Source organism: Micromonospora chokoriensis (assembly GCF_000718555.1).
GTDB classification, from domain to species: domain Bacteria; phylum Actinomycetota; class Actinomycetes; order Mycobacteriales; family Micromonosporaceae; genus Micromonospora; species Micromonospora chokoriensis_B.
In genome coordinates, this window is sequence record NZ_JOAN01000001.1 from 486568 (window position 1) to 501783 (window position 15216).

Here is a 15216-nt window from a genome sequence, read left to right on the forward strand (position 1 = left end):
GTCCGCGTCGTCGGTCAGCGGCGTCGGTCGAGAGCGTGATGACTGTGAGGCATCAATATGACTCAGAGGCATCACGCTCTCCGCCGAAATTGTCCGCGCCGACGAACGCGTCGTCTCTGCCGCCCGCCGGCTCCCTGGCCAGGTCCTGCGGTCGGGACCGGTACGCCTCGATCGCGGCGACCAGCCGGTCCTCCGGCACCGCCGTGTCCCGGCCGCCGACCACCGGGGCGGGCCGTAGCGACTGCCAGACCGCCGGCCGCAGCCGTACGCCGTCGATCCGGCCGTCGCGCCGGTGTGGGCTGACCCGGTCGATGTTCGACCAGCCCAGGGCCTCACGACCGTGCCGGATCGCGCTGGCGGTAAGCGCCAACTGACCCGTGAACCGCACCTGCTCGTACGTCGTCCGACCCAGCCACGCCGCGGCCCCGACGGCGACCACCGGCCGGACGACGTCGACCCAGCGGCCCTGCTGAGGCAGGCTGGCCAGCAGGCCCGCACCGATCACTAGCACCATCACCCACTCCAACGCCAGGTCGACCCAGCCGGCGAGCGACCGGCGCGCCACCAGGCCGGGCTCGACCGCGTTCAGGCCACTGACCCGCTCCCGCCGGTGCAGGTGGCCATCGCGTCGCGGCCACCACCGTCTGCTCAGCCATCGAAGGCCGAGGGTTAGCCACACCGCCACGCTCACCGCGGATGCGTTGACCGAGGGCACCCGGAGCAGGCCGGCGGTGACTGCCCCCGCCACTGCCGCCGCGACCGTCAGGGCCAGCAGCCGGCGCGGCCACAGCCCGTCACTCAACGAAGGCACGCGGCCCAGCCGCCCCAAAGCCACACCCAGACGATAAGGCCCCCGCCCCATCCAGTCGATCATGGCGTGGTGCGGAGGTGTCCCGAAGCTGGCTCCACGGTTTCCTGACCGACGCCTCGGCGCGGGGCGGGGTCTGGGTCAGGCGAGGCGGGTCAGGTTGGCGGCGGCGCGCTCGACGATGAGGCAGCGGTCCTCGACGTAGTCCATGCCGGCCTCCTCGGCGATCCGCCGCGCCTCGGCCGAGACGATGCCGAGTTGGAGCCAGACCGCCGGGGCGCCGATCGCCGCCGCGTCCCGGACGACCTGCACGGCGTCGGCGGCCGGCCGGAACACGTCCACCAGGTCGACGGGGTGCGGAATGTCGGCGAGCGTCTTGTACGCCCGTTCTCCGAACAGTTCGTCGACCGTCGGGTTGACCGGGATGATGCGCCAGCCGTACTGCTGCATCTGCAACGGCACGCCGTGCGCGGCCTTGAACGGGTCGCGGGACGCGCCCACGACGGCGATCACGGCGGAGTCGGCGAGGATCTGCTGAGCGGTACGCACCCGCCGACTGTAGCCCCGACTACAGCAGTGTGAGCTGCTCGGCCGCTGGCGGCTGCGAGGGCTCGGGAAGGCTGCGGTTGTCGCCCCGCTCGCCGCGGTGCAGCCCGTGCCGGCGGGCGGCGATCCGCACCCGCGCGGTCAACTCCCGCTGGTACGCCTGCGGGGCGTACGCGCCGGCCCGGTAGAGCTCGCGGTAGCGGGGCACGAGGTGTGGGTGCTCGCGGGCGAGCCACTGCGCGTACCACTCCCGTGCGCCAGGGCGTAGGTGCAGGGGCAGGGCGGTCACGCTCGTCGCGCCGGCGGCGGCGATCGCCGAGACGGTGGCGTCGATCGACTCGTCGCTGTCGCTGAGGCCGGGCAAGATCGGGGCCATCAACACCCCGACGGAGAAGCCAGCGTCGGTGAGCGCCCGGACCGCGTCCAGTCGGCGGCGGGGGTGCGGTGTGCCGGGCTCGACGGTGCGCCAGAGGTGCTCGTCGACGAAGCCCACCGAGAAGGAGACGCCGACCGTGGTCACCTCGGCTGCCTGGCGCAGCAGGGGCAGGTCACGCAGGATCAGCGTGCCCTTGGTGAGAATCGAGAACGGGTTGGCGAAGTCCCGCAGGGCCGCGATGATCTGCGGCATCAGCCGGTAGCGGCCCTCGGCGCGCTGGTAGCAGTCCACGTTGGTGCCCATCGCCACGTGGGCGCCCCGCCATCTCGGCGCGGCCAGCTCACGCCGGACCAGCTCGCCGGCGTTGACCTTGACGATCACCTTCCGGTCGAAGTCCGTACCGGCATCCAGATCGAGATAGGTGTGAGTGTTTCTCGCATAGCAGTAGGTGCAGGCGTGAGAGCAGCCTCGGTACGGGTTGATCGTCCACTCGAACGGAACGCGGGACTGGCCGGGCACCCGGTTGAGGATGGACTTGGCCTGCACCTCATAGAAGGTCATCCCGGCGAACTCGGGGGTGTCGAAGGTGCGGGCGACGGCGCCGGGCAGCGCCAGCGGCAGGGGTGGCGTCGCTGGCGCTGCCCGCTCGGGGTCTCCCTCGACCGGGGGAGCGGTGAGGTTGTCCCAGCGCATGGCCACAATTCGAACACGTGTACGAGTCAAGCGCAAGTGACCCGCCGTACACCGGTGGTCGTTCAGGTGCTCGGAGAGGGGAGGATGGACGCCATGGAGACGTCGACCTTCGTCTACGACGGGGACTGCGCGTTCTGCACGACCTGTGCGGAGTTCATCGAGCGCCGCATCCCCACCGCCGCGCGGGTGGTGCCCTGGCAGTTTGCCGATCTCGACGCGCTCGGCCTCAGCGTGGCCGAGTGCGAGGAGGCCGTGCAGTGGGTCGGCGCGGACGGCTCGCGCGCGGCCGGTCCGGACGCCATCGCGAAGCTGCTCGCCGCGAGTGGTCCGTTCTGGCGGGTCGCCGGTGCCGGCCTGCGGTTTCCTCCGGCGCGCGCAGCAGCCTGGCCGTTGTACCGCTGGGTGGCGCGCAACCGGCACCGCCTACCGGGCGGCACGGCGGCCTGCTCGCTGCCGCAGGAGGCGCGGGAGCGGCTCTACGGCCCGACCGGTCGCCCGACCACCGGCGCCTGATCGTCGAGCGCCGGCCCGGCGCCGGCTGCCACCGGGTCGACGTCGGCCGGGCGCTGTTCCGGGGCATCCGTCGTCGCCTCGGGAGAGCCACGCCCGACGAGCCGGCGTGCCCAGACCAGCGGGCGCACCCGCTCCAGCGGTAGAAAGCTGGTCATCGCGGCCAGGTGCGGCGCGAACGAGATCGTGATGGTCGCGATGGTGACCGCGTGGAACGAGTAGAAGAAGCCGACCATGGCGAGTCGCCAGCGGGCCGGCAGCAGGAAGACAACCGGGCTCAGCAGCTCGAATGCCACGATGCCGAACTGGGCGACGATCAGCAGGTGCGGCACCTGGGCGATCAGGTCGGCCAGGTCGGTGCCCCGCCGGATGATCGCGCGGGCCAGGACCGAGCCGGTCAGCCAGTCCAGGCCGCCGAAGCGCAGCTTGGCGAAGGCGGCCAGGAAGTACGTGCAGATCACCGCGATCTGGGTGACTCGTAGGGCCCAGCCACCGGCCTCGGTGCGGGTGGTGTCGCCGTGTCGGGCACGACCTGCGGTGGGCAGCACGGCAAGTGCGACGAGCAGCCCGATCCGGTCGTGGTCGACCTTCCCGTAGCTCATCGCGATGATCATCCACTCCAGGTAGAGCGCGCACACCGCCCAGCCGAGCAGCCGCGGCGCCCGTCCGGTCGCGGCGAGGAGGGCGAGCAGCAGCAACGCCCAGAAGATCACCGCCACCAGCGTCGGGGTCGGCGTCGGCAGTGGGAGCAGGCGGCCGATCAGGAGCGGCTGGTACAGGTCACCGGGCACGCTGGCCCGGGTGCGTACCCAGGGGGTGAAGATCAGCAGGTCGGCGGCGACGAACAGGTAGATCAGGGTGCGGAACGCGGCCACCCGGCCACGCGGCACGGCCTCGGTCAGCCAGCGGCTCATCGGGGGGCCTGCCAGCGGACGACGGTCTCGTCGGTGTGCTGGCCGGTCGGTCGGCCGGCGCGGATGCCGTGCCAGCGGATGACGATGCGAACCTCGACCAGCGCGGGGGCGTCCGGGTGGCGTTCGGCGTACGCGTCGGCGACCTCGGTGAGCAGCGTCGGGTCGGCGGCGTACCGGGCCTGCTGGCCCTCGATCTCGGCGCGGCGGATGCCGGTCGCGTCCTGGTCGAGGTCGATCACCGCCCCGGAGCTGTTCACCCCCTCGACGCGGGTGTCGGGTGCGGGTGAGTTCGGCGGGTTGGAGGTGGAGTACATCCGGAACGGGCCGAACGGAAAGTGGTCGTCGCTGCCCCAGAAGGTGCCGGCGATGAGCAGCGCGAGACCGAGTGCGGTCGCGCCCAGCCGGGTCACGCGCCCGCGGGTGGTCAGGTTCTCCATCGGGTCGTGACGATACGGGATGTACCGGCTGCGTTGCGTCCCTCTCCCGGCCAGTCTGACCTGCCCAGGAAGGTGATCATGCGGACGCTCGTGGGGGTACGACGAAGGCCGGGCCCGCACCGGGCCCGGCCAACGTGTCGACGACTCAGTGGTTGTGCTCGGCCAGCTGCTTGCGGACGTCGTCCATGTCCAGCGCCTCGACCTGCTCGATGAGGTTCTCCAGCGCGGACTCGGGAAGGGCGCCCGGCTGGGCGAAGACGATGACGCCGTCACGGATCGCCATGATCGTCGGGATCGAGCGAATGTCGAACTTGGCGCCCAGCTCCTGCTGAGCCTCAGTGTCGACCTTGCCGAAGACGATGTTCTGGTGCTTCTCCGAGGAGCGCTCGTAGACCGGGGCGAACCGCTTGCACGGACCACACCAGTCGGCCCAGAAGTCGACCAGGACGATGCCGTCGTTGCCGGTCACCTCGTCGAAGTTCGCCGAGGTCAGCTCAACGGTTGCCATTGCACTCTCCGATCACCGCGGTTTATCTACGCCCCATAGAACCAGGGCTGACCGTATCGAATTCCCGGGCGGTGGGGCACGAAACGTGCTGGGGGCTGCCCCGGGGCGCTGCGGACCATCGACACGCATCTGTTCACACCCGACCTGCGGATCGCAAGTGCACGACGCACTTGCGTGACCTGCGGTAATGGGAGCGTTTCCAGGGAGATCCACCCGATTGAGCACTACGAATCGGTAACTTGCCGCTTGACAAGGAGGTATCCGGCCTGCGGAGATCGCTGATCAACCTGCGGCTTGTTACTGAGAGTAATGTTACAAAAAGATAAATGTGACCGCGATCTCTGTTGAACCTACGCTGGCGTAGGGCAGAATTCCTCACATCAGAGCGTGGGCGGCGGGTGCCGGGGAGGGCCCCGCCGCTCATTGCGTCTCCCCCCGTGTGAGTGCTGACCGGCGTGACATTTCCGCCGCCGTCGCGCCCCGCCGATCGCCTTAACCACCGGTAAGGCATGCTGTGCCGAACTCCATCGCCGCCCGTCGAAGGGACCAGGATGCAGTTCGGTCGCTACTACGAGGAGTTCGAGGTCGGCGCGGTCTACCGGCACTGGCCGGGCAAGACCGTCACCGAGTACGACGACCACCTCTTCTGCCTGCTCACCATGAACCACCACCCGCTGCACATGGACGCGCACTACGCCGCGACAGCCAGCCAGTTCAAGCGCAACGTCGTGGTCGGCAACTACATCTACTCGCTGCTGCTCGGCATGTCGGTGCCCGATGTGAGTGGAAAGGCGATCGCCAACCTGGAGGTCGAGTCGCTGCGGCACGTCGCGCCGACCTTCCATGGCGACACCATCTACGGCGAGACGACGGTGCTCGACAAGCGTGAGTCCGGCTCGAAACCCGACCGAGGCGTGGTGTCGGTGGAGACCCGCGGCTACAACCAGGACGGCACGATGGTCTGCGTCTTCCGGCGCAAGGTCATGGTCCCCAAGCGGGAGTATGCGGCCGCTGCCGTGCCCGACGGAGTGGATCCAGAGCGGCCCAGCTTCCCCGAGCCGCGCTGACCGTCACGGCGGGCTCGACCGGCTACGGATTCTGGGCTCCTCCCCGCCGCGCGTCTGCGGGGAAGGAGCCCGGTCCCCGTTTTCGGGGCATATGCTGACGCCGGAGGTTCCGATGAGCCACTCCGTCGCCGGAGAGCCGCCCTCTGCCGGCCGCCGAGCCGCACCCTTGACCACCGCTGTCTACTCCGCCGCCGAGTGGGATCTGCTCACCGGCCTGCCCGGTCGGGTCCTCGTGGCCGCCGCAGCTCCCGGCCCCGGCCGCACGGAGCGAGGGGTCATGGCGAGTCTGGCCGGTCTGGACGCCGTCGCCGCGGGCCGAGCCTCCGACAGTGATCTGGTCCGCGCGGTGGTCGCCGCGATCTACGCCCGTCACGACGGTGCCCAGCAGCCCGCCGAGCGGCTCACCGACCTGGTGGACCTGCTGGCCGCCTGCCGGGCGGCGAGCCGGGTCCTACGGCGGCGTGCCGACCCCGCCGACTCGGCCGCGTACCGCCAGTGGGTGCAGTCGGTCGCGGCCCGGGTCTGTCGCGCGGTGCCCGGCACCGGCGGGCGTCGGGTGGACCCACCGGCCAGCCCGGCGGACCGGCGCTTCCTGGACCGGCTCGGTGCCGTCCTCGATCTGGGCTGACCCGGCAGGTCGTCGCACCGAGCGCCGACGCGGTCCGTACCCTCTGATGACCGTGACCGACGACCAGCTTGAGGTGGGCGTAGGCCCCTGGCCGGGGGACCTGCCGGACGACCCCCGTTACGACCCGCAGCTGCTGGCGGAGGGGGACCGGCGCAATGTCGTCGACCGCTACCGCTACTGGCGGCATGAGGCGATCGTCGCCGACCTGGACCGGCACCGGCACGGCTTCCACGTCGCGATCGAGAACTGGCAGCACGACTTCAACATCGGCACTGTGGTGCGCAACGCCAACGCGTTCAACGCCGCCGAGGTGCACATCGTCGGACGGCGACGATGGAACCGGCGCGGCGCGATGGTGACCGATCGGTACCAGCACGTACGGCACCACGAGACGATCGAGGAGTTCGTCGCCTGGGCGGCCGAGCGAGGGCTGCCGGTGTTCGGCATCGACAATCTGCCCGGGTCGCGTCCGCTGGAGACCGGCACCCTGCCGCGGGACTGCGTCCTGCTGTTCGGTCAGGAGGGGCCCGGGCTCTCCGCGCCGGCCCGCGCCGCGTGCGACCAGCTCTACTCCATCGCCCAGTACGGCTCGACGAGGTCGATCAACGCGGGCGTCGCCAGCGGCATCGCGATGCACGCCTGGATCCGCGCGCACGCCGGCACGCCGCCGGACTGACCCACGTCCGGTGCCGAATCGGACGTTCCGGCTTGACGTGCCGGCCGTGCGGGGAGACGGTGGGGATGTGAGTCTCGCGGTGAGTTGTCCGAGATGCGGGGGCCCGGTACGGGCGCCGGATCTGATGAACACCGACTCGAGGTGTGTGCGTTGCGGCCCGGTGCCGCCGCTGCATGTGCCCGAGCACATCGGAGCGGAGATCGTGGCGAGCGTGGTGGAGCGGATCATCGCGACCGCCGATCCGCCGGTGACTCCGCTGTGGTGCCCGTGGCCGCTGCCGCCCGGGTGGACACTCACCGGCGTGGCGTACGCCGGGGACGACCGGACGGGAGTGCGGGCGACCGCGGTGGCCTGCGCGGGCCCGGCGCCACTCGGCGGTGGTCCGGCCGATCTGGTCTTCGTGGCCGAGGAGCCCGGTGTGGGCCTGGGCACCCGGCTCGCCGGACTGGCCGGCCCGGACCCGGGGCCGGAGTTGGCCGACGCGCTGACCGACCCGGGGCCTGGTCATCCTGACCACGTCGGACAGGCGAAGATCAAGGTCGGCGGGCATCCCACTCCACTGTGGTTGGTGAATTCTCCGACGGATCGAAGCGCGTACGCAGGCGAGGCTCGGGGAATGTGGCTCCATGCGATAGCCTGGCCGGCGAGTGCGGGTCACCTGCTCGCGGAAGATGTCGTGCTACACGACCTGACCGAGTGGACTCCGCCCGAGCTCGTGTACGGCGCACCGTCCCCGTATTTACCTGGTAGAGCTTGACTTCTCTGCCGGATTGACGGAGAACGGACGCAGATATTCACTGTACGACACCACACTGATACTCTGGGTGCCGCTGCGGTAATGGGACCCGGCGCCGCGCGAGAGGATGGCCCGCCATGGTCAAGAAGGTCCTCACCTGGGCCGGTATCGCGTTCTTGATCTTCTTCGTCGCCTATCGGCCAAACTCGGCGGCGGACGTGTTCAAGTCGCTCGGCGGCGGGATCATGGATATCGCTCAGGGGTTTGGCGACTTCTTCACCAGTCTCGTCGCCTAGCCGCCAATGGGCAGCCCCTCCGGTCCACCCTTCGACCCGGACGACCCCGACCGGGAACGCCGCGAGCGTGACACCGAGCCGATCCCGCGGATCGGGCCTGATGACGGCCCGGGCTACGGGGCCGGACCCGGCCTGTCCGACGGTCCGTCCCTTTCGGACGACGTCGGCTATGGCGACGGGCCCGGCTATGCCGGCCAGGGGCGTTCGGGTCGAGCGTGGATCCGTGATCCGGAGGCCGCCTACCAGCCGCCGCAGATCTCCGAGGACGAGCTGGCCGGGTTGCGTGCCGACGCGACCGGCTCGACCCCTCGACGGGTGCTGCCACTAGAAGACGAGCCCAGCTCGTTGGTGGCCCGCTACCTCTTCCCCACCGAGCGCTACCGGGGTGAGTGGAAGCGGCACTGGATCCACCTGACCAACCCGCTGTTGATCGGCGTCGCGGCGACCTTCGTGCTCGGCTACCTCTCCGGCTTCCTCGCCGGGCAGGACGTCGGAGCGCTGACCACCATCGCCGTGCTGCTCTGGTTCGCGGTGATGGGCTGGGTGGCGTGGAAGGTCGCCGACTGGTGGTATGACCGGTTCATCCTGACCAACAAGCGGGTCATGGTGGTCAACGGCATCGTCACCCGCAAGGTGGCGATGATGCCGCTGGTCCGGGTCACCGACATGAAGTACGAGCAGACCCCGACCGGCCGGGCGCTCAACTACGGCACCTTCGTGCTGGAGTCCGCCGGCCAGGAGCAGGCGCTCCGCGAGATCAAGAATCTGCCCAACCCGAACGAGCTCTACCTGCGTGTGGTCGAGGAGATGTACGAGCCGCAGGCGGTCGAGGCCCGGCTCGGCAAGGAGGCCGACGAGGCCAAGGCCGACGACGGCGCGTGAAGGTTTCCGACCGAACATCGGAGTAAGTGCGCACCTTTCGTCATGGACCAGAGCGCCTCTGACGTGGCACTCTGCCATGACGGCAGGTGTGTGGAGGTGGGCGGTGGCGAGCAAGGACTCGTTGGAGGAGCAGTTCCGCGAGTTCGTCGCGGCACGCTCTTCCGCGCTCCTGCGCACCGCTTACCTGCTCACCGGGGACTGGTCCACGGCCGAGGACCTGCTCCAGACCGCGCTGACCAAGACCTACCTCGCGTGGAAGCGGCTCGGCGGGATCGAGGCGGTCGAACCGTACGCCCGGCGTGTGATGGTCAACACCTCGACCAGTTGGTGGCGGCGGCGCTGGCACGGCGAACGCCCGACCGAGGTGTTGCCCGAGCGGGCCGGCGTCGACGAGTTCGAGCAGCAACTCGACCGTGATCTGCTCTGGCGGCATCTCCGGGCGTTGCCCAACCGGCAACGGGCCGTGCTGGTGCTGCGTTACTACGAGGACATGTCGGAGGCGCAGACCGCCGCGATGCTGGACATTTCGCCGGGGACGGTGAAGAGCCAGACGTCTCGGGCGCTGGCCACGCTGCGTCGGCGGATGGACGCGGACACCGCAGCGGACCTCGCCGCCGCAGCCGGCATTGCCCGACCGGCCACTGCCCCCGGTGGGTCGGCCGGTGACGCGGGGCGGACGGCGGGCTCCGCCTCCCGGACCGGACGGGCTCCGGCCACCGGTGCCGTCGCGACTTCCCGGCCACGGCAGGTGCCTGGCCGACCCGTGCCGCGCCCTGCCGTGCCGCGTCCGATCACCCCGCAGATCGTGCTGCCCACCGCCCCGGCGGCCGTGCCCGTCGGCACGGGCTCCGGGGAGTAGTAGTGATTGAGTTCCCCGACCGGCCCGACAACCTGACGGACGGCCCACGGCGTTCATACCAGGTGCGGCCTGACGAGCTGGAAGGTGCGGTGCGGGAGACCCTCTCGCACCAGGTAGCCCTTGCCCGCCCACTGGGCGTCGATCCGGCGGGTCAGGCCATCCGCCGCGCCAACCGGATTCGGCGTCGGCGCACCGGCGCCGGACTGGCCCTCGCGGCGGTCACCACCGTGCTGCTCGGCGCTGGCATGGTCCAGCTCGGTGCCGCGACCGGGCGGGACGACTCACCCATCGCGGTGATCGGTGATCCGGACCCGGCCCACCGGCCGCTCCCGACGGCCAGCGTTCCTGGCCCCAGCCCTGCACCCAAAACGTCGGCCTCCCCGCTCGTGAGCCAGACACTTGTCAGCGCCGACGGGCGACCGCTGGTGCTGTCCGACGTCGGGCCGGCCGAACGCGCCCAGCCCCTGTCCGGAGGCGGCGGTTGGCTGGTGGTCGGTGTGCCGACCACCGCCGGGCGCTCCCTCTGGGTGGTGCGCGACGACGGCCTGGTGCAGGTGCTGCTGGCCGGGGCGGGCACGATCGTCCTGGCCCCGGACAGCCTCCAGGTCGCCTGGCGCGACGGCAGCGACCTGCTGGTGGCGGGCGTGGCGAACGCCCAACTCATCGGGGCGGTGCGCACCCCGGCACCTGCGGCGGCGGAGCCCGTCCGGTTCGTCGGTGACAGCGTGCTGGTCCGACTCGACCCGGCCGGCCCTGGCCACACTCTCTGGCGGCCCGGTGCCGGGCCGTTGCCCGAGACGCTCGATGAGAAGAGTCTCAACGTCTACGGGCAGCTACCCGACGGGCGGCTCGTTGGCCAGGTCGCCACGATCGACCTGGGCAGGACCTGCCTGGCCGTCCTCGCCCCGGAACGTCACCTGGACCCGGTACGCACCGGCTGCGGCCCAGACCTCAGCCGGGACGGGATCGGCGGGGTCTCCCCGGACGGGCGGTGGCTGCTGGTGAACGGGTCGATCGGCAAGGCCAGCCGGTCCCTTCTCGTCGACCTGCAGCGGCTCGGGCCGGGTGCGACAGCCGTGCCGGCCGGGCCGCCGATGACCGGTGCGATCGTCTGGAGCAACGAGATCCAAGCCTCCTACCTCGACGGCGACGGCGAGCTGGTCCGGGTCGACGTCGGTCGGGTGCGGGCCGGGAGACCCGCCAGCCCCGCTGCGGTGCCCAGCGTGCCAGCCGGGGGCCGGCCGGTTCTGGTGCAGAGCTTCTGACCCCGGCAACCGGGCACGCTATGTGAGCCAGGCTCGCGTTTTCCTCGGTAGCGTCAGACGGTGACCTCGCGTACCGGCTCCACCCCTCGGATCGACCTGCACACCCACTCGACGGCCAGCGACGGCACGCTGACCCCGGCCGAGCTGGTCGGCGCGGCCTTCGACGCCGGGCTGGACGTGCTCGCGATCACCGACCACGACACCACCGCCGGCTGGGCGCCGGCCGTGGACGCGCTGCCGCCAGGGCTGCGGCTGCTTCGCGGCGCGGAGTTGTCGTGTCGCTGGTCCGGTGCGCAGCCGGCGGTGCCGCTGCACCTGCTGGCGTACCTGTTCGACCCCGACCATCCAGAGTTGGTGGCCGAGCTGGCCCGGGTGCGGGCCGCCCGGGAAGAGCGCGGTGAACGGATGGTCACCCTCCTGCGGGCCGACGGCATCGACGTGAACTGGCCGGACATCCTGGCCGGCGCGGGTGGCGGCACCGTGGGGCGTCCGCACATCGCACAGGCACTCATCCGCGCTGGCCTGGTCGGCAGCGTCCGGGAGGCGTTCGGCCCGGACTGGCTGGGCGAGCGGTACCGGCTGCCCAAGGAGGACATCGACGTGTTCCGGGCGGTCCGGCTGGTCCGGGAGGCCGGAGGTGTGCCGGTCTTCGCCCACCCCCGGGCCACCCGACGCGGCCGGGTGGTGCCCGACGAGCTGATCGCCGAGCTGGCCGCCGCCGGGCTCGCCGGGCTCGAGGCCGACCACGAGGACCACAGCCCGGCCGAGCGGGAGCAGGTGCGGGCGCTCGCCGCCGAGCTGGGCCTGCTCGTCACCGGCTCGTCGGACTTCCACGGCACCCACAAGACCGTTCAGCTCGGAGAGTTCAGCACCAGCGTCGAGGCGTACGAGCGCATCGTCGCCGCCGGGGTGATCGAGGTCGCTTCGGGCTGATCCGGGTATTTCGCCCACGACGGCGCGGCTAGGTTGACCATGTGGACCTGAAGTTGTTCGGCGAGGTTTTCGTGACCCTGCTGGTGATCACCGACCCGCCGGGCATGGTGCCGATCTTCCTGGCGCTGACCGGCCCGCTGCCCGCTCGTGACCGCAATCGGGCCGCCTGGCAGGCCGTCACGTTGGCGTTGGGCGTGATCGTGGTCTTCGCGGTGGCGGGGCAGACCCTGCTGGACTACCTGCACGTGGACCTGCCGGCGTTGCAGGCGGCCGGTGGGCTGCTGCTCGTGCTCGTCGCCCTGGAGCTGCTGACCGGCAAGACCGACGGCCCGAGTCCGGACGCCACCTCGAACATCGCGCTGGTGCCGCTGGGCACCCCGCTGCTGGCCGGCCCGGGCGCCATCGTGGCCACCATGCTCTTCGTCCAGCAGGCCGACGGGTTTGGCGACTACACCGCCATCGCCGTGGCGATCCTCGCCGTGATGCTCGCGGTCTGGATCGTGCTGCGCTTCTCCGGCGGCATCGTGAAGATCCTGCGCCCCGGCGGGATCGAGGTGCTGACCCGGATCGCCGGCCTGCTGCTCGCCGCGATCGCCGTGCAGCTCATCGCCGACGCGGTGTTCGCCTTCGTCACGCAGTACGTGAACATGACCTGACCGCCTCACCCACGGTGTCGGAGGTGGATGGCAGGATCGCAGGCGTGCGACGATCCTCATCAGCGGGCCGACCCGCCGCCGGCGGCCGGGCCCCGAAGCAGCGCGCCGGCGGCGCCGAGCAGCTCGGCTTCGAGGGCATGCCGGAGCGGCTGTTCGTCTGCACCCCGAGCAAACTCGGTGCGTACGCGGACTGCCCCCGCCGCTACCGCTACTCCTACGTCGACCGGCCCGCCCCACCCAAGGGCCCACCGTGGGCGCACAACTCGCTCGGCGCCAGCGTGCACACCGCCCTGAAAAACTGGTATGCGCTCGCCGCCGACCGGCGGCGCCCCGAGGCGCTGGCGACGCTGCTCAAGGGCACCTGGGTCCGCGAGGGCTACCGTGACGACGAGCAGGAACGGGCCGCCTACCGGCGGGCGTTGGGGTGGCTGGAGGCGTACGTCGAGACGCTGGAACCGGATAACGATCCGCTCGGCGTGGAGCGGGTGGTGGCGGTCAAGACCGCCGTGTTGGCGTTCAACGGCCGCGCCGACCGGATCGACTCACGGCCCGGGCCGGAAGGGCCGGAGCTGGTCATCGTCGACTACAAGACCGGTCGCACCGGGCTGGACACGGACGACGCCCGGGGTTCGCAGGCGCTGGCGCTCTACGCGTACGCCGCCGAGCGGGTGTTCCGCCGGCCGTGCCGTCGGGTGGAGCTGCACCACCTGCCGACTGGCACGGTCGCCGGCCACGACCACACCGTCGAGTCGCTGGCCCGGCAGCTGACCCGCGCGGAGGAGACGGCCCGCGACATCATGGCCGCCGAACGGGCAGTCGCGGACGGCTCCGACGCGGACGAGGCTTTCCCGGTGGCACCCAGCCCACGCTGTGGCTGGTGCGACTTCCGGCGGCACTGCCCGGCTGGCGCTCAGGTCCCCGGCAAGGAGCCGTGGGCGGCCATGGACCGGCCGGCCGACGGTTGACCCCGGAGCACCGGACGGTCAGGCCAGCGGAGTAGCGGCGTGGCGCGCGGCCCGCTCCTTGGCGGCCTGTATCAGCGGCCCCTCCACGTAGCGGCGGGGGACGGCAGCGAGCGCGAGCCGCAGCGCACGCACGCTCAGGTCCGCCGACAACGCGGTGGTCGGTAGACCGAGACCCCCGTACATTCGGCGCGCCCACGCCGGGAGCAGCGCGAACGCGGTGCCGGCGATCCCCAGGTACGCCCAGCGCGGCGGCCCGAGCGTGAGCCCCAACCGGGCCGGCAGGCTGAGCTTCCACGGCAGCGGCGGTGCGGTGAGGAACAACGCAGTCTCGGCGGCCTCCCGGGTCATCCGCAACTGTGGCCGTACGGCCTCGTAGTAGTCCGCGACCTCGGCGGCGGTGCCCGGGACAGTGGTCGGGTCCAGGCCGACCAGGGCGGCGCAGCGGCGCTGCTCGGTGTAGTAGCCGTCCACCTCGGCGTCGCTCAGCGGCAGCCCGGCCCGCCGGGCCGTGCTCAGGAACGACTCGACCTCGGTCACGTGCACCCAACGCAGTAGGTCCGGATCGTCGATTCGGAACTCGGCACCGGTGAGCGGGTCGGTGGCCCGCAGCCGGGCGTGCAGCCGGCGCAGCCGGGCTCCGGCCGATTCCGCCTCGGCGGTGGTCCCGTAGACGGTGGTCGCCACGTAGGTGCCGGTGCGGACCAGTCGACCCCAGGCGTCGGTGCGGTAGTTGCTGTTCTGCGCGACCCCCGCCATGGCCCGCGGGTGCAACGCCTGGAGGTAGAGCGAACGCAGACCAGCGACGATCAGGATCGGCTCCTCGTGCACCTTCCACGTGACCGAACCCGGACCGAAGAGGCCGAGGTCATCGGAGTCCACCGCCCAAGAGTGCCACGGTCGGGCGGGCCTCGCCGGTCCCGTGCCGCCTGCGCCCCGGTCCCGTGCCGCCTGCGGCGCCGCTCAGACGTCGGCGGAGCGGCGGGCCCGGCAGCCCGGGCAGAGACCCCAGAAGGTCACCTCGGCCTCGTCCACCTCGAACCCGTGCGCCACATTCGGTTCCAGGCACGGGGCGCTGCCCACCGCACAGTCGATGTCGGCGATCTCGCCGCAGCCCCGGCAGACCACGTGGTGGTGGTTGTCGCCCACCCGTGCCTCGTAGCGGGCGGGACTGCCGGCCGGCTCGATCCGACGCGACAGCCCGGCCCGTGACAGCGCGCCCAGCACGTCGTAGACCGCCTGGGTGGAGACCGAGTCGAGACGTTCGCGGACCTGCCGGGTGATTTCGTCGACCTCCAGGTGGCCGCCGTCGGCCAGCACGTCGAGCACCGCGAGGCGTGGCCGCGTGACACGTAGGCCCCTCGACCGCAGCAGCTCCTCAGCACCGGACATTCGCCAATGACAGCACGCCCGATCAGCATCGACAACCGTCGCCCGCCCCGGGTGGCCACCGACACAGCCAGG

At 71.3% G+C, this 15216-nt stretch carries 20 protein-coding genes; 12 read left to right on the plus strand and 8 right to left on the minus strand.

Annotated elements, in window-relative coordinates:
* Window positions 1–52 precede the first annotated feature (52 nt).
* The 3 genes from IF46_RS33030 to IF46_RS0102275 all read right to left on the minus strand — a co-directional run bounded on the left by IF46_RS33030 (window position 53) and on the right by IF46_RS0102275 (window position 2423).
* On the minus strand, window positions 53–811 hold the full coding sequence (locus IF46_RS33030) for a hypothetical protein (protein WP_051723578.1): 759 nt from the start codon (window positions 809–811) through the stop codon (window positions 53–55).
* Window positions 812–949: 138 nt separating this feature from the next.
* The gene (locus IF46_RS0102270; RefSeq protein WP_030486565.1) at window positions 950–1357 is read right to left on the minus strand and encodes a CoA-binding protein; all 408 of its coding nucleotides are present in this window, start codon (window positions 1355–1357) and stop codon (window positions 950–952) included.
* 19 nt (window positions 1358–1376) lie between these two features.
* On the minus strand, window positions 1377–2423 hold the full coding sequence (locus IF46_RS0102275) for an Rv2578c family radical SAM protein (RefSeq protein WP_030486566.1): 1047 nt from the start codon (window positions 2421–2423) through the stop codon (window positions 1377–1379).
* Window positions 2424–2516: 93 nt separating this feature from the next.
* On the opposite strand from IF46_RS0102275, the gene IF46_RS0102280 reads away from it, so the two are divergent.
* Window positions 2517–2936: a thiol-disulfide oxidoreductase DCC family protein gene (locus IF46_RS0102280; protein ID WP_036390902.1), complete on the plus strand. Its 420-nt coding sequence runs from the start codon at window positions 2517–2519 to the stop codon at window positions 2934–2936.
* Here the strand turns inward: IF46_RS0102280 and IF46_RS0102285 are convergent.
* The 3 genes from IF46_RS0102285 to trxA form a co-directional block, all read right to left on the minus strand.
* A complete protein-coding gene (locus IF46_RS0102285; RefSeq protein WP_030486568.1) occupies window positions 2900–3847 on the minus strand; it encodes an HTTM domain-containing protein in 948 nt (315 codons plus the stop codon). The genes IF46_RS0102280 and IF46_RS0102285 overlap by 37 nt on opposite strands.
* A complete protein-coding gene (locus IF46_RS0102290) occupies window positions 3844–4284 on the minus strand; it encodes a hypothetical protein (protein ID WP_030486569.1) in 441 nt (146 codons plus the stop codon). The genes IF46_RS0102285 and IF46_RS0102290 overlap by 4 nt, the downstream gene beginning before the upstream one ends.
* Window positions 4285–4429: 145 nt before the next feature.
* Window positions 4430–4792: a thioredoxin gene (gene trxA, locus IF46_RS0102295; RefSeq protein ID WP_030329190.1), complete on the minus strand. Its 363-nt coding sequence runs from the start codon at window positions 4790–4792 to the stop codon at window positions 4430–4432.
* A 551-nt stretch (window positions 4793–5343) separates the two neighbouring features.
* On the opposite strand from trxA, the gene IF46_RS0102300 reads away from it, so the two are divergent.
* The 11 genes from IF46_RS0102300 to IF46_RS0102350 all read left to right on the plus strand — a co-directional run bounded on the left by IF46_RS0102300 (window position 5344) and on the right by IF46_RS0102350 (window position 13755).
* Window positions 5344–5859 (plus strand): MaoC family dehydratase, encoded by a 516-nt coding sequence (locus tag IF46_RS0102300; RefSeq protein ID WP_030486570.1) that lies wholly within the window; start codon window positions 5344–5346, stop codon window positions 5857–5859.
* A 91-nt stretch (window positions 5860–5950) separates the two neighbouring features.
* Window positions 5951–6487, plus strand: a complete 537-nt coding sequence (locus IF46_RS0102305) for a hypothetical protein (RefSeq protein WP_030486571.1) — start codon at window positions 5951–5953, stop codon at window positions 6485–6487.
* A gap of 52 nt (window positions 6488–6539) precedes the next feature.
* Entirely contained in the window at window positions 6540–7163 is a 624-nt protein-coding gene (locus IF46_RS0102310) for a TrmH family RNA methyltransferase (protein WP_030486572.1), read from the plus strand.
* Window positions 7164–7242: 79 nt separating this feature from the next.
* Window positions 7243–7920, plus strand: coding sequence for a DUF6758 family protein (locus tag IF46_RS0102315; protein ID WP_332261471.1), 678 nt, complete (start codon window positions 7243–7245; stop codon window positions 7918–7920).
* A 116-nt stretch (window positions 7921–8036) separates the two neighbouring features.
* Window positions 8037–8195 (plus strand): hypothetical protein, encoded by a 159-nt coding sequence (locus tag IF46_RS34670; protein ID WP_007455302.1) that lies wholly within the window; start codon window positions 8037–8039, stop codon window positions 8193–8195.
* Window positions 8196–8201: 6 nt separating this feature from the next.
* A complete protein-coding gene (locus IF46_RS0102325) occupies window positions 8202–9077 on the plus strand; it encodes a PH domain-containing protein (protein ID WP_030486574.1) in 876 nt (291 codons plus the stop codon).
* A gap of 103 nt (window positions 9078–9180) precedes the next feature.
* Window positions 9181–9936 (plus strand): SigE family RNA polymerase sigma factor, encoded by a 756-nt coding sequence (locus IF46_RS0102330; protein WP_030486575.1) that lies wholly within the window; start codon window positions 9181–9183, stop codon window positions 9934–9936.
* A gap of 89 nt (window positions 9937–10025) precedes the next feature.
* Window positions 10026–11201, plus strand: coding sequence for a hypothetical protein (locus tag IF46_RS0102335; protein WP_157562519.1), 1176 nt, complete (start codon window positions 10026–10028; stop codon window positions 11199–11201).
* Window positions 11202–11261: 60 nt separating this feature from the next.
* Window positions 11262–12134: a PHP domain-containing protein gene (locus tag IF46_RS0102340; RefSeq protein WP_030486577.1), complete on the plus strand. Its 873-nt coding sequence runs from the start codon at window positions 11262–11264 to the stop codon at window positions 12132–12134.
* A 41-nt stretch (window positions 12135–12175) separates the two neighbouring features.
* Window positions 12176–12790, plus strand: a complete 615-nt coding sequence (locus IF46_RS0102345; RefSeq protein ID WP_030486578.1) for a MarC family protein — start codon at window positions 12176–12178, stop codon at window positions 12788–12790.
* A gap of 44 nt (window positions 12791–12834) precedes the next feature.
* Window positions 12835–13755 carry a RecB family exonuclease gene (locus IF46_RS0102350; RefSeq protein WP_030486579.1) on the plus strand — a complete coding sequence of 307 codons (921 nt, stop codon included), beginning with the start codon at window positions 12835–12837 and terminating at the stop codon, window positions 13753–13755.
* A gap of 18 nt (window positions 13756–13773) precedes the next feature.
* Here the strand turns inward: IF46_RS0102350 and IF46_RS0102355 are convergent, their stop codons facing one another.
* The gene (locus IF46_RS0102355; RefSeq protein WP_030486580.1) at window positions 13774–14634 is read right to left on the minus strand and encodes an oxygenase MpaB family protein; all 861 of its coding nucleotides are present in this window, start codon (window positions 14632–14634) and stop codon (window positions 13774–13776) included.
* Window positions 14635–14715: 81 nt separating this feature from the next.
* Window positions 14716–15144 carry a Fur family transcriptional regulator gene (locus IF46_RS0102360; protein ID WP_030486581.1) on the minus strand — a complete coding sequence of 143 codons (429 nt, stop codon included), beginning with the start codon at window positions 15142–15144 and terminating at the stop codon, window positions 14716–14718.
* Between the last annotated feature and the right edge of the window lie 72 nt (window positions 15145–15216).